Origin of the sequence: Capnocytophaga sp. (assembly GCF_030532915.1) — a bacterium.
Classification (GTDB): domain Bacteria; phylum Bacteroidota; class Bacteroidia; order Flavobacteriales; family Flavobacteriaceae; genus Capnocytophaga.
This window is the reverse complement of sequence record NZ_JAUNKD010000017.1, coordinates 1-20,966: the sequence shown is the minus strand read 5'-3', so window position 1 is coordinate 20,966 and position 20,966 is coordinate 1. Positions and strand designations below refer to the sequence as shown.

At 40.7% G+C, this 20,966-nt stretch carries 12 protein-coding genes; 10 read left to right on the top strand and 2 right to left on the bottom strand.

All coding sequences use genetic code 11. The annotated features are described in order from the left end of the window. Positions 1–19: 19 nt before the first annotated feature. Positions 20–1,099, bottom strand: coding sequence for a lipocalin family protein (locus tag Q4D72_RS06790; protein WP_303076954.1), 1,080 nt, complete (start codon positions 1,097–1,099; stop codon positions 20–22). Between the two features lie 630 nt (positions 1,100–1,729). On the opposite strand from Q4D72_RS06790, the gene Q4D72_RS06785 reads away from it, so the two are divergent. The 6 genes from Q4D72_RS06785 (at position 1,730) to Q4D72_RS06760 (ending at position 11,782) form a co-directional block, all read left to right on the top strand. Further along, the gene (locus Q4D72_RS06785) at positions 1,730–3,643 is read left to right on the top strand and encodes a sensor histidine kinase (protein WP_303076952.1); all 1,914 of its coding nucleotides are present in this window, start codon (positions 1,730–1,732) and stop codon (positions 3,641–3,643) included. Then, on the top strand, positions 3,640–4,260 hold the full coding sequence (locus Q4D72_RS06780; protein WP_303076951.1) for a response regulator transcription factor: 621 nt from the start codon (positions 3,640–3,642) through the stop codon (positions 4,258–4,260). The genes Q4D72_RS06785 and Q4D72_RS06780 overlap by 4 nt, the downstream gene beginning before the upstream one ends. Before the next feature lie 417 nt (positions 4,261–4,677). Beyond that, positions 4,678–7,995 (top strand): SusC/RagA family TonB-linked outer membrane protein, encoded by a 3,318-nt coding sequence (locus Q4D72_RS06775; RefSeq protein WP_303076949.1) that lies wholly within the window; start codon positions 4,678–4,680, stop codon positions 7,993–7,995. A 10-nt stretch (positions 7,996–8,005) separates the two neighbouring features. Beyond that, positions 8,006–9,571: a RagB/SusD family nutrient uptake outer membrane protein gene (locus Q4D72_RS06770; protein ID WP_303076948.1), complete on the top strand. Its 1,566-nt coding sequence runs from the start codon at positions 8,006–8,008 to the stop codon at positions 9,569–9,571. 21 nt (positions 9,572–9,592) lie between these two features. Beyond that, a complete protein-coding gene (locus tag Q4D72_RS06765; protein WP_303076947.1) occupies positions 9,593–10,507 on the top strand; it encodes a putative zinc-binding metallopeptidase in 915 nt (304 codons plus the stop codon). 12 nt (positions 10,508–10,519) lie between these two features. Further along, a complete protein-coding gene (locus Q4D72_RS06760; protein ID WP_303076946.1) occupies positions 10,520–11,782 on the top strand; it encodes a DUF4302 domain-containing protein in 1,263 nt (420 codons plus the stop codon). A gap of 104 nt (positions 11,783–11,886) precedes the next feature. On the opposite strand, the gene Q4D72_RS06755 is transcribed toward Q4D72_RS06760, so the two are convergent. Then, positions 11,887–13,134: an ABC transporter permease gene (locus Q4D72_RS06755; protein ID WP_303076945.1), complete on the bottom strand. Its 1,248-nt coding sequence runs from the start codon at positions 13,132–13,134 to the stop codon at positions 11,887–11,889. Between the two features lie 74 nt (positions 13,135–13,208). Between Q4D72_RS06755 and purH the strand changes: the two genes are divergently transcribed. From purH to Q4D72_RS06735, 4 genes are all read left to right on the top strand, one after another. Next, complete coding sequence (gene purH / locus Q4D72_RS06750) at positions 13,209–14,741, top strand: bifunctional phosphoribosylaminoimidazolecarboxamide formyltransferase/IMP cyclohydrolase (RefSeq protein WP_303076943.1); 1,533 nt, start codon at positions 13,209–13,211, stop codon at positions 14,739–14,741. Positions 14,742–15,807: 1,066 nt separating this feature from the next. Further along, positions 15,808–16,491 (top strand): DUF6261 family protein, encoded by a 684-nt coding sequence (locus tag Q4D72_RS06745; RefSeq protein WP_303076942.1) that lies wholly within the window; start codon positions 15,808–15,810, stop codon positions 16,489–16,491. A gap of 566 nt (positions 16,492–17,057) precedes the next feature. Next, the gene (gene pbpC / locus Q4D72_RS06740; protein ID WP_303076990.1) at positions 17,058–19,361 is read left to right on the top strand and encodes a penicillin-binding protein 1C; all 2,304 of its coding nucleotides are present in this window, start codon (positions 17,058–17,060) and stop codon (positions 19,359–19,361) included. A gap of 325 nt (positions 19,362–19,686) precedes the next feature. Further along, positions 19,687–20,943, top strand: coding sequence for a hypothetical protein (locus Q4D72_RS06735; protein ID WP_303076941.1), 1,257 nt, complete (start codon positions 19,687–19,689; stop codon positions 20,941–20,943). Positions 20,944–20,966: the final 23 nt, after the last annotated feature.

Here is a 20,966-nt window from a genome sequence, read left to right as displayed (position 1 = left end):
TTTGTTTAAAATGAGAAAATTAAGATTGTTGGAAATAGGTATATCCATCAACTACGATGGTGGCATCATCGCCTTTTTTAGAAGGTTTTCCGTAGAAGAAACTATGGGTGCTTGTTGAGCCGTTGGCGTATTGAAGGGTTAAATTTCCGTTAGAAATGGTGTAAGTGCCTACGTATTTCTGCCCCGAATAACTCGCCGAACCGATGTTGCTTCCTGAGGTTTGTGAAAAAGCACTTCTGTCGTTGGAAAACTTGCCGTTACCGTCAAAATACAAATAACCGCTTACCCCCGAAGCGGAAAAATTGCCTGCTGCATCAAGCACGGCAATGTTTTGAAATTTGTATCCGCTGGGCGGAATTTGATTCACAAAATCAACCTTGAACATAAAATACGCTCCGTCGGCAAGCATATAACTGTAATTGTCGTGATATTCATAATACGACTTTTCTCCGGCTTTGTTGGTGGTGGTGAGTTTGTTGCCTTGAATGGTATAATTTCCGTCTATTCGGGTTTTCCAATCGTTTTGGTGCAAGCCCTCGGTGTATGTGCCGTCATCACGCAGGTAAATGGCTAAGTCATAGCGCGATGAACCGATAAACCAAATCCCGGCATACACGCCTGTTCCGGGTTTGGTGGCATTGGTGTTGTTGCTTGCTGATGTGGTGTTTATTTTTTTGAAAACCAAATCAAAAGCGTTGGCACCTTGACCGTATGTGAATCGGAGCGTGGTGTTATCATCGGTAAACACGATTGGGAACTTGGCTTCTTGTCCGTTTTGCGTGATGTAATAATCGCCATCGCGTTTTGTCCACGTGCCGACTTCGGTTACGCTTTGGCATTGACTGTTAGGCGTTAGGGATTCGGGCGCAACAAAGAATAAGTTAAAATCAGAGCTTGTTACCGTGAGTTTGCTGTTTTTAAAACAAGGAATGTTATTGGAGGTAATATCAACAATTTGCCCTCCTTGAACTAAAGCCACCAAACGCCAATTACCTTCAAAAGGGTCGGTGCTGTCGGAACTGTCTTTTCCGCAAGCCGTAATACCAAATGTTAGTAACATCAGCAACGCAATTTTTTGGATTGTGAGTACATTTTTCATTTTTTATTGTTTTAAAGTGAATTCGCCATTATTGCAACGGATTTTTGTAAATAATTGGAAAACAAATAAATAATTGTTCTTTTTCACTTTTCTGTGCAAGAAAAACAAAAGCAGCCAATTATGGGTAATCCGCTGTTGCAAAGATACGGTGGTTACTTACTTGAAAACAATCCCCTCTTTTAGGGATTTTATGCGTTAATGTTTGTTAATAAATGATAAAAGTTACGTTTGAAGCTGAGAAATGTAAGCGGGAAGAAAAGGTTTATTTTTTGTAGTGTTGTTTTTTTAGTTGAAAACCAGTACTAAAAAAGGCTACTCACCGGTAGCCTTTTTGTTACTGTTGCAAACGATATTATTTCTTTCTCATAAAATAACGGATAACGAGGTATAATAAATACACTATCCCGATAACAATTACGATGTTTAGTAATTGCCAAATTGCGAAATTTAGTAATTGTCCAATTCCTATCATATTCTTTATTTTGAAAGTTAGACTAAAAGTGAATTTCTCTTTGCAAAGAGATACTTTTTTTTGTTATAAGTCAAGTATTTTTGTGTTTTTTTGTTCGTTTTTTTTCAAAATCGGTTTTTATTACTACTTTTACCTCCTAAAACCGAAATTAAACCGTGTTGAAAAAAGTCGTTTTCATAGTGTTTTTGTGCTTGGGCTGGTGGTTTCAGATAGGAAACGCCCAGCAAACCGATGTGTTGCGCGATGCCGTAAAAAACGCTTCCTCTGATACGGAACGTTTTTATGCGTTGATGGAATTAGCTGATTATCTGTCATATACCGATACGCTTCAAGCCTTGCAAACGCTGCGAAAAGCCCTTCCGATTGTTAAAGGAAAAACCTTTTTTGAAGGCGTTTATTATTTTACTGAAGCCGGCATTTATTTCGATTATAATCACCAAAAAAGTCAAAAATTATACCAAAAAGCCGAAGATTACCTCAAATGGCACACCACCCCCGAGGCATATCGGTACCGAGCAAGGCTTTGGCACAATTACGGCACGTTGGAACAGTACAACGGCAGGGAAGACCGCTTTTTGAACATAACCTTGGACTATTGCATTCCGTTTGCCGAAAAATCGGGCGATAGCGACCTTTTGATGGGCTATTTCACTGATGTCGGGATGATTTTTGCCAATAATAAAGAGTGGGATAAAGCGCTTGAATACTACCGAAAATCGCTTTCACAAGCTGAAAATACAGGACGCAAAAATGAAGCCCTGTTGTGGACATACCTCAATATGTTGGAGCTTCACTTAAACCGAAAAGACACCGAAAAAGCAACGTCACTGTACCGAGAAACGCTCAATCTCTGGAAGCAATATCCGCAGAGCAAACTCACGGCATTGTTTTTCCGCAATGAAGCCCATTATTTTTTACTTGTCGGAAAAAACGACCAAGCCTTGGAAAGTATTGAAAAAGGAACCCGTTTTGCCCAAGAAAATAATATGAAATGGGATTATGACGTGTTACATTACCAAAAAGTGCAGGCGTTGAAGGTATTAGGTGATTATCAGCAAGCTAAAACGGAATTACAAAAACTCTCCGAACGCGGAACAGCCCGTGCCATCACAAAAAACGAACTTGTTTTTATGTACGAACTTGCTGATATTGAATCGAAATTGGGCAACCACGAAGCGGCATACGGCTTAATGGTGCGTCATCGTCAGCTCCGCGATAGTTTGATTGCGCAAAACGACAAGAAAATGCTTGCCGATATGGAGCTTCAATATCGTACGGCAGAAAAAGAAAAAGCCATTTTAAAACTTGAAAATCAAAATAAACTCAATCGGATTTTGCTCCTCAGCGGAATTTTTATCGTTTTGATACTTTCGGCTTGGCTGGTATATGCTTGGAACGCTCGCAAAAAACGCCACAAAAAAGATATGTTGCTACACAAACAACAGCAGGAAATTGAAATTACGCACGCCCTGATGGAAGGCGAGCAACAAGAACGCAACCGATTGGCGCAAGAACTCCACGACGGACTGGGCGGGCGCATTACGGGCATCAAAATGAATGTTGAGGTTTTGGCGCAAAATCGCAATGAAAAGGTAAACCTCTCGGATATTGTTCGCCAGTTGGATATTGCCATTGTTGAGTTGCGTAACACGGCACATAATTTGGTGCCGCCGGCATTGCAAAAGTACGGGTTGTGTGTGGCTATTTCCGATTTTTGCCAGTCGTTACAAACCGAAAAACAGCAAATTAAACTCTACACCGCAGGGCTCAATGATTTGCGAAACCCTAAATGGCAACTTTCAACCTATCGGATTGTGCAAGAATTGCTTACCAATGCCGTGAAACATTCCGAAGCCTCGTTAATACTTTTACAATGCACCTTTAAAGATGCACTGCTGTTGATTGAAATTGAAGACAACGGAAAAGGTTTTGATGTGAAAGGTGTGGCACGCAATATGGGGCTTAATAACATCGAAAAACGGGTGAATTATTTAGGTGGAACAATGGAAATCGATTCCCGACAAGGTGAAGGCACTACCATCACAATCGAATGCAAAATAGAAGAACTATGATACGAATTATTATTTGCGATGACCACCCAGTTATCAATCAAGGTTTGCAAAGTTTCATAACATCACATCCCGAGATGGAAGTTGTGGCAACTGCTTCAACCATAGCGCAACTCACTGAGGTTCTTAAAAATGTCATAGCCGATGTGTTGTTGCTTGACATTCATTTGCCCGACGGAAAGGCTTCGGAGATTTGTTTAGACCTAAAACGCCGCTATGCGGGGCTGAAAATTTTAGGGCTCAGCAACGTAGATGACCCTATTGTTATTGGGCAAATGCTTGGCGATGGCGTGGCGGGATATTTGCTTAAAAGCAGCCCGATGACCGAGATAGAAGAAGCTATTTTAACCGTTTACGAAGGAAAAACGTATTTAAACCAACAGATTGTTGAGCTTTTAACACCTTCACGGCACGATTTTGAAGAAATTCCGATGATTACCCGCCGTGAAAAGGAAGTGTTGAGGTATCTTGCCGAAGGGTTGTCTTCCACGCAAATAGCCGAAAAAATGAATATTAGTCCGCTAACGGTTGATTCGCATCGTAAAAACTTAATGCAAAAGTTTAATGTGAATAAAACGGTGATGTTGTTGCAAAAAGTTAAATCAATTTTTGATGATTAAAGACTTAACTTTTATTTGATGTGTTTTGGGTAAATTGTCAAGTGAGTGATTGTTTTTTAGTTAATGAAATTAGTTAAAAAAGGTTAAACATTATCGAAATTGAAATTATTTTTTGAAAACCATTGTTTCTTTGTTTTTGTGTTAAGTTGTTTGTAAACAGTGTTTTATAAAGTTAAGGGTTAAGAGGTCTTTTTATAGCTGCTGTTTTTTAGAAGGGTTGTGAAAATGAATTATTCGTATTTTTGTTGTTAAAAAAATATGATTTTAATATTTTATTAACAAAATGATAAACGATACACTATTTTTGTAGGTTTTTTCTGCTTAAAGGTAGATGAATGGTTTTTTATTCTTCGTAAATTTGTTTTATTTAGATGTTTTTATAATTTTGCCTCAACTAACAATAAAAGTAGACAACGTATGAGAGAGAGAACCATTTGTTTAGTATTGCTTTTTTTCTTGGCATTTGGGTTTACCTTTGCACAAGAAAAAACAATTACGGGAACCGTGAAAGATGAAGGTGGCATTCCGTTGCCCGGTGTGACTGTAATCATCAAGGGGGAACAAAAAGGAACGCAAACTGATTTTGACGGAAAATACACCATTAAGGCTTCCGTTGGAAAAACGCTTCAATTTTCGTACATCGGAATGATAACCGTTGATAAAAAAGTAGGAACTTTAAGCAAAATTGATGTGGTTTTGAAGGAATCTGCTGAAGAATTGGAGCAGGTAGTGGTTACCGGTATTACCACCACCGACCGCCGTTTGTTTACCGGAGCTGCCGACAAAATCGTTGCCGAAACCACCCGTTTGGCAGGTGTGCCCGATGTGAGTCGTGCTTTGGAAGGGCGTTCAGCTGGGGTTACCGTGCAAAACGTGTCGGGCACTTTCGGGGCTGCTCCAAAAATCAGAGTGCGTGGGGCAACTTCCATCTACGGAAATCAAAAACCCCTTTGGGTAGTTGATGGGATTATCATTGAAGATGTAGTAGAACTCGGGGCTGATGCCCTTTCATCAGGAGATGCCACTACCCTAATTAGTTCTGCCATTGCGGGGCTTAATGCCGATGATATTGAGAGTTTTGAAGTGCTTAAAGACGGTTCAGCTACGTCCATTTATGGAGCAAGAGCAATGGCAGGGGTAATTGTCATTACTACCAAAAGAGGAAAAGCCGGCGTGAGCACGTTTAATTATAGTAACGAATCAACTTTCCGATTCATTCCTTCATATACCGATTTTAATATTATGAACTCGCAAGAGCAAATGTCGGTTTACGAAGAAATGCGAAACGGAGGTTGGCTTAATTATGCCGATGTGGCAACTGCCAAAGAGAGTGGGGTTTACGGACAGATGTACAAACTGCTAAGCGAAATTGATCCGGCTACTGGGCAATTCAAGTTGGAAAATACACCTGAGGCAAAAGCGGCTTATTTACGTGAGGCCGAATTGCGTAACACCAACTGGTTCAATGCGCTTTTTTCAACCAATGTGATGCAAAATCATTCAGTTAGTATGTCAAGCGGTACCGAAAAATCAACCTACTATGGGTCGCTCAGTGCCTTGGTTGACCCCGGCTGGACGGTGCAAAGCAAGGTGAACCGCTACACGGGGAATTTTAATTCAAACTTTAAACTATCTGAAAGTTTGTCGTTGAATATTATCACAAATGCTTCATACCGAAAACAGCGTGCACCCGGAACACTCTCACAAAGCACCGATGCCGTTAGCGGAGAGGTAAAACGTGATTTTGATATCAATCCGTATTCATTTGCCATCAATTCATCGCGTACCCTGCGAACTGATGAATTTTACAAACGTAACTATGCACCGTTCAATATCTTCCACGAATTGGATAATAACTATATGGATTTAAACGTAGTGGATTTGCGTTTTCAAGGTGAGTTACAGTGGAAAATTTCTCCAAAAATAAATTTCTCTAATATGGTGGCTATCAAATATCAAAACACGAATATTGACCACCACGCTACTGAATTTTCTAATCAGGCAAACGCTTACCGAGCTATGGAAACAGCTACTATCAGAGACCGTAATCCGTTGCTCTATAAAGACCGTGACAACCCGCACGCTTTGCCTGAAAGCATTTTGCCACAAGGGGGAATTTACCGCCGCACCAATTATAACTTACTTGGGTATGATTTTCGTTCATCATTGGCGTATAAAGACATTATCAACAATGATCATACGGTAAACCTCAACTTGGGGGCAGAGTCAAACAGTACTGACCGTAACAACAATAAAATGAGAGGTTACGGGTTGCAATATGCACTAGGAGAACAGCCTTTCTATGTTTTAAACGCTTTCAAACGCGGTATAGAAGAGAATGATTTGTATTATTCAATCAGCAATACACGCTACCGAAATATGGCGTTTTTTGCCAATGGTACTTATTCTTGGAAACATCGATACACCATCAACGGAACCTTGCGATATGAAGGGACAAACAAATTGGGTCGCTCACGTTCAGCTCGTTGGTTGCCTACTTGGAATATTTCAGGAGCTTGGAATGTACACGAAGAAGATTTCTTCTCAAAACAGAAATATGTTTCGCACTTAACGTTGAAAGGTTCATATAGTTTAACGGCTGACCGCGGTCCGTCGTGGGTAACCAACAGTTTGGTAGATATCCGCAGTACCAATCCGTGGCGTCCCAGCACCAGCACCCAAGAAACCGCTTTGTATGTTTATTCATTGCAAAATAGCGAACTTACCTACGAAAAGAAAAAAGAAGTTAACGTGGGGATTGACGTAGGTTTCCTTAACGGAAGAATCAATGTAGGGGCTGATTATTACACCCGCAATAATTATGACCTAATCGGAATTACTACTACGCAAGGTTTGGGTGGTGAAATTCAAAAATACGGAAACGTAGCCAAAATGAAATCAAGCGGTCTTGAGCTTTCAATCAACACGGTGAATGTTAAAACTGACAATTTCTCTTGGGAAACCAACTTTACTTACGCCAAAGCGAACAATGAAATTGTTCGGTTGGATAACTTTACCCGTGTAATTGATTTGGTTAAAAGTGAAGGTTTTGCCCGCGAGGGATATCCGGCGCGTTCATTGTTCTCATTTGATTACAGAGGGCTTAATTCAAGCGGCGTGCCAACCTTTATTAACGAAAAGGGCGAGCTTACAAGCACAGACCTTAACTTTCAAGAACGTAAAAAAATCAATCATTTGGTATATTCCGGTTCTGTTGACCCTACCGATACCGGTGGTTTGAGTAACTTGTTTAGATACAAAGGGTTGAAATTAAACGTCTTCATCACCTATTCGTTTGGTAACGTAGTACGTTTAAATCCTATATTCTCAAAAGAATATTCTGATTTAGATGCAATGCCACGTGAGTTTGCAAACCGTTGGGTAGTGGCGGGAGATGAAAACCATACCGATATTCCGGTGATTGCCACTCGCAGAATGGACAAGGATGATAGTAGATTAAGTCGTGCCTACAACGCGTATAATTATTCTTCGGCACGTATTGCCAAAGGAGATTTTATTCGCCTTAAAGAAATTTCGTTGGGTTATGATTTTGACAAAGAACTTGTTGAGAAATTTAAGCTTAAAAATTTAGGTTTGAAGTTGCAGGCGACGAATCTGTTCTTGCTTTATGCCGATAAAAAACTCAACGGACAAGATCCCGAGTTCTTTAACTCCGGAGGGGTGGCAACGCCTATGTCAAAACAAATAACATTATCTTTAAAAATTGGAATTTAAAAAACAGAATATGAAAAATAGATTTAGATATATATTGGGGGGAGTGGCAGTGTTGCTTGCCACTTCGTGTAATGATTTTTTAGATGAACTGCCCGATAACCGTACTACTTTAGATAATGAAGATAAGATTAAGAAGATATTGGTTTCGGCTTACCCCGACCAGACTTATGCTTTGGCTGCCGAATTGGCTTCTGATAACATTGATGATTATGGCGAATCAAATCCAAATTCAACTGAGTTTTATCGGCAAGTAGCCTACTGGGAACCTATCACAGAAGAATACTCCGATGATTTAAAAAAATATTGGGAAACGTCTTACAAAGCGATTTCTAACGCCAATGAAGCACTTGCCGCATTGGAGGCTTTGGGGTATCCGCAGGAACTTAACGCACTTCGTGGCGAGGCACTTATCGCACGGGCTTATAACCATTTTGTGTTAGTGAATTTGTTTTCAAAACATTACAACAGCCAAACCAGTGCCTCTGATTTAGGAATTCCGTATATGGAAAAACCTGAAATTACATTAAGTCCTAAGTATGAGCGAGGTACGGTAAAAGAGGTGTATGAAAAAATCAATGCCGATATTGAGTTGGGATTGCCTTTGGTAAATGATAAAATTTACACGGTGCCAAAATATCATTTTAATCGTTCGGCAGCTTATGCCTTTGCAGCCCGTTTTAATCTGTACTACGAAAGATGGCAAAAAGCGGTGGAATACGCCAGTGTGGTTTTGGGTGATGATGCATCGCATTCACTTAGAGATTGGAAAATTTTAGATGAGTTGCCCGAAACACCTCGCCTTACGGTACCTAATGAGTATATCAATGTGGAACGTAGAGCCAATTTGCTGTTGCAAACCAGCTACTCCAATATGGGGCTTACGTTTGGGGCTTATTTTTTCGGGTCGCGTTTTTCTCACGGCAGAAATTTGGCTGATCGTGAAACCTTGTTTGCTCCCGGTCCGTGGGGAACAACCGGAACTAGCACTTTCAAATTCAAACCTTCGGTGTATTCGGGGACTAATTTGGATAAAACTTTGTCTTACAAAATTCCGTATATTTTTCAGTACACTGATTTGATAGCCCAAATAGGGTATAGCAGAACCGTTGGTGTGCTGTTTTCAACCGAAGAAACCTTAATCACACGTGCCGAGGCATACATTATGATGAAAAATTATGCCAAAGGGGTGGAAGACCTAAATACGTGGAGCAAAAATTATTTGCGAAGCGGTCAGGATATTTCACAAGCCGATATAGAGACTTTCTTTAACGGGTTGGCGTACTCCACCGCAGATACACCCACTGCCAAGAAAAAGTTAAGTCCGAAATTTGCACTCGAAGCCGGTACGCAAGAAGCACTCATTCAGTGTGCATTACACTACCGTCGTATTTTAACCTTGCACGAAGGTTTACGTTGGTTTGACATTCGTCGCTACGATATTGAAGTGCCGCGAATTGTACATAATTTAGACGGAACTCGAACAGTTGCCGGACAATTGCAAGTGAATGATTTACGAAAAACGTTCCAGTTGCCACAAGATGTGATTGATGCGGGGCTGACACCTAATCCAAGATAATTAACTTAAAAATGAGATAAAATGAAGAAATTAAATAAAATATTGATTTACAGTGTTTCATTGTTATTGCTGACCGTATTAGGAGGTATCGCTTGTTCAAAAGAAGATGCTCCCGATACCGACAGAACAGTGATTGATTTTGGCACACCCAAAAGTACCACGTTTGATAAATATCTCGAAAAAATATTTGTCAAACCGTACAACATTTCCTACCTTTACCGATGGGAAGATGTGGAAAGTGATATGGATTATACCCTCGTGCCGGCTTCGTATGAAAATTCAGTAAAAATGGCAAACTTGGTGAAATACCTTTGCTTAGATGCCTACGATGCCGTTGCTCCCAAAGGATTTCTGCAAAAATATTTCCCGAAGATGATTATGCTTGTGGGGTCGTATGCGTACAGAAATAACGGAACCATCGTGCTGGGAACAGCCGAAGGCGGTTTGAAAATAACCCTATACGGAATGAATTCATTGGAAACCAATTTTAGTAATCCTGCTAACATCGAGTTTTTGTATAACTATTATTTTAGAACTATTTTTCACGAGTTTTCGCACATTTTGCATCAAACCATCGATTATCCGGTTGAGTTTCGTTTAGTTACCTCAAAAGAATATATCGGTGATTCTTGGAGCAATAATGATAATACGGAAACGAACGCTTACCAAAAAGGTTTTATCAGCCGATATTCAATGAAAGACCCCAATGAGGATTTCGTGGAGCTTATCGCTCACTACATCACTTATTCCGACGTTCAGTGGCAAAAAGCATTGACGGCCGCCGGAACCACCGGAGCACCTATCATCAATCAAAAGATTGAAATCGTTAAAAACTATTTGCAAAACGCTTGGAAAATCGATTTAGATGCCCTAAGAACAGAGGTACAAACACGAGCCAATAATTTGCAAAATATTGATTTGGATAACATTAACTAAAAGGAATCAAAAATGAAAAAAATAACTCAATTTTTGGCACTTACCATTGCCTTTCTCGTAGTAGGGGCGTGTAGTAATAAGTTTGAAGAAGAACTGTTTGATGGTACTGCTTCTGAAAGAATGCAAAAGTCCATTGCCGATTTGCAAAAAAAACTGACAGCTTCGGCTAACGGCTGGGCTTTTGAATACTACCCCGGCGGGAAAGAACGCTTGGCACAAGGGCATATGTATACCTTGAAGTTTACCGAAACACAAGTAACTGCAATGCTTGATGTATATGCAGGTTTAGCAATAGCTTCCGCCTATTCGGTAAAGCCCAATGGTGGGGTAACACTTTCTTTTGACGAATACAACCCGTTGTTGCATAGTTTTGCCGAGCCTAGTTCAGGTGCTTACAATGGGCAATTAGCTGATTTTGAATTTTCATTAGTGTCTATTACCGACGATGTAATTCTTCTTAAAGGAAAGAAATATCACAGCGTGATGCGTTTGGTAAAACTTACTGAAAGTCCCGAAACCTTTATTAATAAAGTTAGTGAACTTAATGCGTATGTGAAAGCCAGAGGGTTTGCTGAGTTTTTGGTAAATGGAAAGGAAATTAAATTTACCCGACCTGCAAACATAGTTTTTACATATCTTGATGAAAATCAAGAAACAAAATCAATTGCAACGACCTATCTGTACACCGATAAAGGTATTCGCTTTTATGAGCCGATTACTATAAACGGAACCACGTTTCAAGAGTTAATGTTAAATAAAGACACCAACTCGCTCACAAGTCAGGACGGAAAAACAACATTAGGCTTGCTCTATCCCGCTCCGCTTGATATGGTAAATTCAACTTGGCAAACCGAACTGAAAAACCCCGCGAAAAGTTCCGATGCTTTCACAGCGCTGTTTGACCAGATGGATTTGCTTAACAACCAAAAAATGGCTGCTTATAGAATTGATGTTGATTTATTAAGAGTCATTGATTTTGGAGGTGCTTACAAGGGAATTCGTTTCTTTTCCACTTTAAAATCAGACCCTAACAGAGGGTATGAAACGATATTTGAGTTGAATTTCACTGGAGGTAAAAAGCAAGGCGAGTTGGGTATGTCGTTACTCAAAGCAGGAAAAAATTGGGGTGCTTTTTCGCATTTGGCGCCGCTTCGTGACTTTTTTGTAAATAATGCTCCTTATAAAATAGAGCCCAATGATCCTGCTAATCCAACCAGTGTAAAGCTGACAAGTGCCAAAAATCCTGATGTTTGGTTTGTGTTGGATAAAAGATAGCTGAAAATTATTTTTAACTTCAAAAAAACATAAAAATGCGGTAATTCCACCGTATTTTTATGTTTTTTATATTGCCCTTTGAAGGTAGTTTACAAAGCAAAATATTATTGTCCCGACCGAATTGCTTCAACGGGGTTTAGCCGTGAGGCGGTCAGTGCCGGAATGATGCCTGAAAGCAATCCGATAACAAATGAAACGCCCACCCCGATGAAGATATTTGCAAGCGAGAGTACAAACGTAAAATCATCTGTGAGGTCTGATGCCAATTGCGTGCCGACCCAAACCAGTAACAACCCGAAAAGCCCGCCGATGAGCGCCAAGAGCACCGATTCAAATAAAAACTGAAATAAAATAAATTGATTCTTCGCTCCCAACGATTTTTGAATCCCGATGAGGCTAGTACGCTCCTTTACGCTGACAAACATTATGTTAGCAATGCCAAAACCGCCCACCAAAATTGAAAAACCGCCCACAATCCAGCCGACAAGGTTCATCATCCCGATGGTTTGGTCTATCATTTCGGTAAAAGCTGACACTTTGTTGATGAAGAAGTTATCCGGTTCGTTTGATTTCACTCCGCGATGTTTGCGCAAACGTTGCGTGAGGTTATTTTCAAATTCCTTCATATTGATGTCCTTTTTGGGTTTGATGGCAATGCCGGCAGGCACGCCTTGCGCTCCGGTATTCATAAAATTCCGCATAAAAGTGGCAAGCACGAACACTTTATCGTCGGCATCACCCCCCATTGTGCCGTATTTCTTCATCACACCGATAACGGTCATCCTTCTACCAAAGAAACGCACTTCCTTCCCGATAGGATGCTCCGAGTCAAAAAGCTGTGCGGCAACCTGATGCCCCAAAACAATCACGGGCGCTCCGGCGTTTGATTCGGCAGCCGATATGAGTCGCCCTTTTTCTATTTTGATGTCTTCAATGTCAAAAATCTCGAAAGTAGCGGCGCTTACGGGTACATTTTCAATGGTTTTGCCTTCGTATTTGATGGAAGAATTTACCCCAAAGATAATATACGAAGCCGCAGCGATGTTGGGCACTTCCCGATTGATAAATTCGTACTCTTGGTACGTGACCTGCGGAAAACGCTCACGTTGCCAGCTCGGTACGTCAGTCGGACCAAAAGAATACTTCGAAACGTAGAACGTATTCTTGTCCAAGCTCGTCAGGTTTTCCTGTATGGTGCGGTTGAGTGAATCCACTGCTGAAAGTACCGAAATAATCGAAAAAATCCCGACCGTAACGCCCAATAACGATAAAAACGTACGCAACTTATTGTCGCGAAGCGATTTTATGGCAAAGTTTAGGCTCTCTTTTAAAAGTTGAAGATATATAAACATAATTTTTGCTCAATACGTTTTATTTTCAGACAAAAAAACTTATTTTTGTGGCTCAAATATAAGACTTTTTTTTAATGGAACTTACAAAACAAGCCAAATCTGCATTAATTTCTGTTTTCGATAAAACAGGATTGGAACCTATTATTCATAAAATGAATAGTTTAGGGATAACTATCTACTCCACAGGAGGTACCGAAGCTTTTATTAAAAGTTTGGGAGTCGAAGTAATTCCGGTTGAAACCGTTACCGAATATCCGTCCATCTTTGGCGGGCGCGTTAAAACGTTACACCCGAAAATCTTCGGTGGCATTTTAAATCGGCAGGATAATGACAGTGATGTTGCCGAAATGATTCAGTATGCCATTCCGCAATTGGATATTGTTATCGTTGATTTGTATCCTTTTGAAAAAACAGTGGCAAGTGGCGCTACCGAAAGTGAGATTATTGAAAAAATTGACATCGGAGGCATCTCGCTCATTCGTGCGGCGGCAAAAAACTTCAAAGATGTTCTATGCGTTTCGTCAGTGGAGCAATATCCGCAATTATTGGATATTTTAGTGAAGAATCAAGCCAAAACAACCCTCGAACAGCGCAAATACTTCGCAGCGCAGGCTTTCAAAATGTCATCACACTATGATACGGCGATTTTTAACTATTTCAATCAAACCGAAGCCATCCCGACACTAAAAATCAGCGAACCAAACGGACAAACTCTCCGCTACGGCGAAAATCCGCACCAAAAAGGCTATTTTTACGGCAATTTCGAGGCGCTTTTCGATAAATTACACGGAAAAGAACTCTCCTATAACAATCTGCTTGACGTTGATGCTGCGGTAAACCTCATTGCAGAGTTTAAAAACGAAGACCCAACTTTTGCCATTCTCAAACACAACAACGCCTGTGGTGTGGCAACGCGCAAAAGTATCCGCGAGGCTTACGGGGCAGCACTTGCCGGCGACCCCGTGTCGGCGTTTGGCGGTATCTTGATTTCAAACACGAAAATTGATTCGGCTACGGCGGGTGACATCAATTCGCTCTTCTTTGAAGTCATCATTGCGCCTTCATACAGCGATGGAGCGCTTGAAATTTTGATGCAGAAAAAGAACCGTATCATTTTGGTACAGAAAAATGTGCAGCTGCCGCAAAGTCAGGTGCGAAGTTGCCTAAACGGATACCTCCTGCAAGATAAAGACCTCAAAACCGATACTCTTGCCGATGTGCAGTACGTTACAGAGGAGCGTCCTGACCAGCAAACGCTTGATGACCTGTTCTTCGCATCGAAAATTTGCAAACATACCAAATCAAACACCATTGTTTTGGCTAAAAATAAGCAACTTTTGGCAAGCGGCACGGGTCAGACAAGCCGTGTTGATGCGCTAAGGCAAGCCATCGAAAAAGCGCGGTCGTGTGAGTTTGATTTAAACGGCGCCGTAATGGCGAGCGATGCTTTTTTTCCGTTTCCGGACTGCGTTGAAATTGCAGGCAATGCCGGCATCACTTCGGTTATTCAGCCCGGAGGTTCAGTGAAAGACCAATTGAGTATTGACTATTGCAACGCACATCAAATGGCAATGATTTTCACCGGAATACGCCATTTCAAGCATTAAACAAATGATTTTAAATAAAGAAAGAAGCGTTGCTTTGTTGTAACATCTTTCAAAATAAGTAAAGGCAAGTTTTGCCATCTTTCTGCGTAGAGTCTTTGCCAAAGTTTTTCGTATTACTTTGGTGAAGACTTTTATTTTAGGGCTATTTTAATGTAAAGCAGATAAACAACATTGTGAAAATGCTGATAAAACTTCTACTCGAATTGTATATGCTTTTTTGTAGTAAAAAACACCAAAAAACAAAATTGTTTTCAGCTAAATGATAATCATATAATGTTAAAAATGGCTTATTATTTTGTTATAAATTCGTTAAATTAGTTGCTGTATATAGGTAAAAAGCCGTGAGAAATGTTAAGTTTTTAGCTTTTAAGGTAATAAGGAGTTTTTTAGGACTTGTTTTTTATAAAAATAATACGTATATTTGGGCAATAAATCAAAGAAAGTTCTTTTTAAAGATTGTAGGGTATAATTTTGTTTTAAACCTCCCCTTTGAAGGGAGTATAGGTGTATAATTTACTACCTTTGTCAAAGTTCAAAACTTTGACAAAGGTTTTGTGCAAAAAAATCCCCCTTTGAAGGGGGTAGGGGGATATTTTTGCTGAAAAAAGATTATTTCAATCTTGTAATAAGTAGTTTTAATATTAAAAAAGGCTGCTACATCAATGTAACGAGCTTTTGTATCAATAAAAAAGGCTGTTTTAAAGATGAAATGCACTTTTTTAGTATTGAAAAATACTGTTGCAGATGTGTAGTGTACTTTTTTAATGATATAATTGCTTGTTTGAAGTGTTAAATAGCTTGTTTTAGTCATTATCTTTGTCAAATTTTCAAAACTTTGACAAAGATTTGGATAAAAAAACCTATTTTAAAGAGGGTAGTAGGATATTCTTGTCAAAAATTCTCCTTTTGAAGGGGGGTAAGGAGTTTAACTTGCTACCTTTGTCAAAGTTCAAAACTTTGACAAAGGTTTTGTGCAAAAAAATCTCCATTTAAAGGGAGTAGGGAGGTGTCCTTACGATATAAAACAACAAAACAAATGTGGAATTAATAAAAAACAATTAAAAATATGATAAAGAGAACAAACTTGTCATCATTTCGTTTGATGACCTTTGCACAGACGATGAAAAATGTGAAAACATTTTTGGAAAATGAAGCAGACCTTGCTGACTTGGGGCTTTCAGAGGTGAAAATAACCTTTGACGACCATTTTAAGGCGCTTGAAGAGGCATTGAAACCCCTCGGTAAGAATCAGTACACAGAAACTTTATCGGAATTGGACGCAGAGCGCGATAGTATCTTCTCCGGATTGATACAATACGTCCGTTCGTTCTTGAATTTCCCTGATGCGGACAGAAAAAAGGCGGCGCAACGTATTGTAGCTATTTTTGATTCCTATGGAAAGGGGATTACACGTCGACCGTATCGCGACCAAACTGCGATTATCCGAAACATACTTGCAGACTTTGAAACTTCCGAAAATCAAGCTGCCGTAATGGCTTTGCAGATGAAACAATGGCTCACACCGCTCAAAACAGCCAACGAACGCTTTGATTCATTGCATAGTAGCCGAACACTTGAACAATCACAACACGAATCGGGCAAGGTTCAGGAAACGCGCGCACAAATGCAGGCTGTTTTTGACAAATTAGCCAAATCCATTTCGGCATTGAGCTTTTTAAAAGGTGAAGAAAAGTACCGTAATTTAGCAAATGCCATTAATGAGGAAGTAAAGCGCGCAATGTTGTCGTAAGCGACTATTTTTTTCTTTTAAAGAAAGTAGTAATGCTGTTTTTCACTACCTTTGTCAAAGTTTCAGAACTTTGACAAAGGTTTTGTGTGAAAAATCCCTTCTGAAAGGTAGCAGCTAAAATGTTTCGCTCCAAAATCCCCCTTTGAAGGGGGGTAGGGGGGGATGTAAGTTACTACCTTTGTCAAAGTTTCAGAACTTTGACAAAGGTTTTGTGTGAAAAGTCCCTTCTGAAAGGTAGTATATGAAATACTTTGCTCCAAAATCCCTCTTTGAATGGGGTAGGGGGGATGTAAATTACTACCTTTGTCAAAGTTTGAGAACTTTGACAAAGGTTTTGTGTGAAAAATCCCTTCTGAAAGGTAGTAGCTGAAATGTTTCGCTCCAAAATCTCCCTTTGAAGGGGGGGTAGGGGGGATGTAAATTACCATCTTTGTCAAATTTCTAAAAAAATTGACAAAGGTTTGTGTTATATGATGATTAGATTACGATAAAATAACTTCGTTTATACCTTTTATATGTATAAGATTGTAAGCAGACTTAAAAAATGGGTGCAAAAACGACCTGTAATGGCTATAAGCGTGCTTGTGGCTTTGGTTTGGTATTATTTTTCGCTTCCTGCACAGTTGTTTCCGAAGCATTATGCCACAGTTGTTGAAAGTACGGAAGGAAACATCTTAGGAGCGAAGATTGCAACCGACCAGCAATGGCGTTTTCCGGAAATTGATAGCGTTCCGTATCGGTTTAAGGTGTCGTTGATGCAGTTTGAAGACGCTTATTTTGAGTATCATTGGGGCGTGAACCCAATTTCGGTAGGGAAAGCCTTGCTGAAAAACATTGGTAGCGGAAAAGTGGTTCGTGGTGGAAGCACGCTAACCCAGCAGGTGATACGCTTATCGCGCGAAAACCAACAGCGTACGTACTTTGAGAAAATAATTGAAATGGTGCTGGCAACGCGCTTGGAGTTTAGATATTCAAAGAATAAAATTTTGTCGCTGTATGCTTCCCACGCTCCTTTTGGAGGAAATGTAGTGGGGCTGGATATGGCTGCGTGGCGTTATTTTGGTGTGGCACCACACCAACTTTCGTGGGGGCAGAGCGCTACGCTGGCAGTGCTTCCTAATGCGCCGAGTCTTATCTTTCCGGGTAAAAATCAAGCAGTTTTAAAGCAGAAACGGGATAAATTACTGAAAAAATTGCATCAAGAATCGATTATTGATGTCGAAACATACGAATTGGCATTAGCTGAACCCTTGCCGCAGAAACCTCATAACCTGCCACAGCTTGCGCCACATCTGCTTGATTATCTTTCTAAAACAAAATCAGGAAAACGCATTCGTACCGGGATTTCAGTTGCTTTGCAAGAAAAGGTGAATCAAATCGTTGCCGGATATTACAGTCATTATTCGCAGTCGGAAGTTCATAATATGGCGGTATTGGTCGTTGATGTGAAAACGCGTAATGTTTTGGCGTATGTGGGCAACACACCTACCGATGTGCAACATCAAAAGGACGTAAATATCATTCACGCTCCGCGAAGTACCGGAAGTGTCTTAAAGCCACTGCTCTTTGCTGCGATGTTGCACGAAGGCGAGTTGCTTTCAGAGCAATTAATTCCCGATATACCGACGCAATTCTCAGGATATACGCCCAAAAATTTCATCAATAACTTTGAAGGGGCAGTTCCAGCGGGTGAGGCTTTGGCAAAATCACTGAATGTTCCGTTTGTTTGGCTGTTGCAAAAGTTCGGTACATATCGATTTTATGATATTTTACAGCAATTACGTCTTTCCGACATAAAAAAACACCCCGACCATTACGGATTATCCATTATTTTAGGTGGGGCGGAGAGTAATTTATGGGATATGACACGCGCTTACACTAATCTGGCGTCGAAATTAAACGTATTTTCAGGCAAACAATCGTATCGGCAAAATGAATTTCAGAATCTACGGCTTGATGCAAGCGAGCAAGAGCCTGATTTTGGTTCATTTACTTCCGAAGTTCCGATGCTTCGGGCAGGCGCTCTTTGGGAAATGTTTGAAGCAATGAAGGAAGTGAACCGCCCCACGGCTGATGCGGCGTGGCGTTATTATGAATCGTCCCGTAAAATCGCTTGGAAAACCGGAACCAGCTTCGGGAATAAAGATGCGTGGGCGATAGGCGCTACGCCGGAGTTTGTGGTGGGTGTCTGGGTAGGAAATGCCACGGGTGAAGGTCGCCCGACGCTAACGGGAGCTTCGTATGCCGCGCCGGTGTTGTTCAACGTGTTTTCTGTCCTGCCGAAAACCTCTTGGTTTGCTAAGCCGTATGAAGATTTGTGTGAGATAACGCTCTGCCAAACAACGGGGTTCTTAGCCAAACCAGATTGCACCAAAAAAGTAAAGTTTGCGACCGTTACGTCCAAAGAAAATGCCCTTTGCCCGTATCATAAGGTCGTCCATCTCGATAAAACCGAAACTTTTCAGGTGAATACCCTTTGTGAGTCGCCGGCTAATATTGTTTCAAGGTCGTGGTTCGTTTTACCGCCCGTAATGGAATGGTATTATAAAAGCAACCACATAACCTATCGGCAATTACCACCCTTTCGTGCTGACTGCTTTAAATCGGAAGATGCTAAAACCCTTGATTTTATTTACCCCAAGCATAATACGGTTATTTATACGGCAAAGAACTTCGGCGGAGCATTGCAACCCTTTGTGGCAAAGGCAGTAAATGGTGCAGGGGAGGTTTTTTGGTATCTGAACGATACATTTTTGGGTGTAACTGAAAATTTTCACGAAATGAACGTATTTGCACCAAAGGGAGAACATTTTTTACGGATAGTAAACACCAAAGCAGAAGAGAAAGTTGTAAAAATTGTGGTGCAATAACCTGTTTCAAAGAAGAATGGTTTTATTGTTTTATTAGGGTTGATTTTTGGGGAGGAGCATTATCGCACCCTCCCCAAAAAAGCAACACAAAGCACAGACTAATTAGTGCAATTTTTGGTTTCATTTTGAGCTTGTTTAATATTCCGCAAAAAGAAAAAATAAAAACACTCCCTTCCCCACGCAACCGCCCCTTTCGGGCGGTTATTTTTTTTGTTCAAAATGTTTAAAAATGCCCTTTTTTGACCCTTTTTGACCTAAAATGACCCTTTTTGACCTACCCCCCTTGCTTTTCTTCTTTCCTTTGCAGGGTAAAAAATCGCAAAAAATGAGCAGTTATGAAAGCATTAATCAAGCCTTGTATCGCCCGATTTTGTCCGGTGCGCGATACGACGGTTATATGCCTTCGTCCGATTGTTCATCGGTGCGGTTAGGCAAAGGCGACACGTCATTTTCCATTCAAAAAATGAAAGAAACCGCCTTAAAATACCGCCATCACACCGAGCGACTTACACAAGTTCTTTTACAAAATGAAACCTCACTGGCGCGTTTTTGTGCGAATATTCATTCGTTTTTGTTCAACCATTTGCAATACAAGTTGGACGGCGAAGTACAAAAATTACGTTCACCGGCTTGCAGCTGGGCATCTCGCAATGAAGGGATTGATTGCAAAAGCTATTCCATTTTTGCCAGTACTATTCTGCAAAATGCGGGTATTTCGCACTATATGAGGCGCATACGCCAACGCGGAATGTATGCCGATGCCTATACGCACGTGTACGTTATCGTTCCTAAAAATCAGAAAACCAATAAATTAAAAGACGGTTATTACACCATTGACGGTACGATAGGGCAATTTGCCGAACTTCCGTTTTTAAAAACCGATGACGTTTTTATTTCCGCAAAAACCGCAAAACCGAAATTTTCGGGATTGGCAAGCCCACAATCGGCAACCGACATTGTAAACACCTTAGTTAATGAGGGTTACAACACCGCCAAGTACAACGCGCAGGTAGGCACTGAAATGGGCAAACAGAGCGTTACCGGTACGATTAACACCGTGGGTAACACGGCAGCAGCGATTGCCAGTTGCTTTCCGGGTGTCGGTCAGATAGTCGGGGCGGCGTTGGTAGCGGCTACGGCACTGGTTTCGTGGATAGTATCTATTTCGTATGACCCTTGCCGAAGTGCTTATTACAATACCGATTACATCAACGAGCATCTAAAAAAACGATTTCAGCCTGATTTTAATGCCTATTTAAAACGCATTGAAACCCACTTTAAAAATAAAACGGAAGTGTTGGCTATCAATGATTTGAACACGCTTCTGAAAGAAGTTGATTTGGGTTATGCGCATTATATGAACGAGTACAACACCCATTCGGGCAACGAATGCAGTGAAAGTTCGCTTAAAGGCTTCTTTGAATTTGTAGACGGACTTAAAAAAATTGTTGATGCGATGCTTGACGGACTCAAAGGCGCTTTTGACAACGAAGGGCAATTTACGCTAACCGGTGGGCGTGCTGGCGGTGTCGCTGATGAGTTTTGCCAGTGCCAAAAAAACACAAGCTGCCGAAGTGTTTGAAAAAATGCTCTTGAAAATCAGCG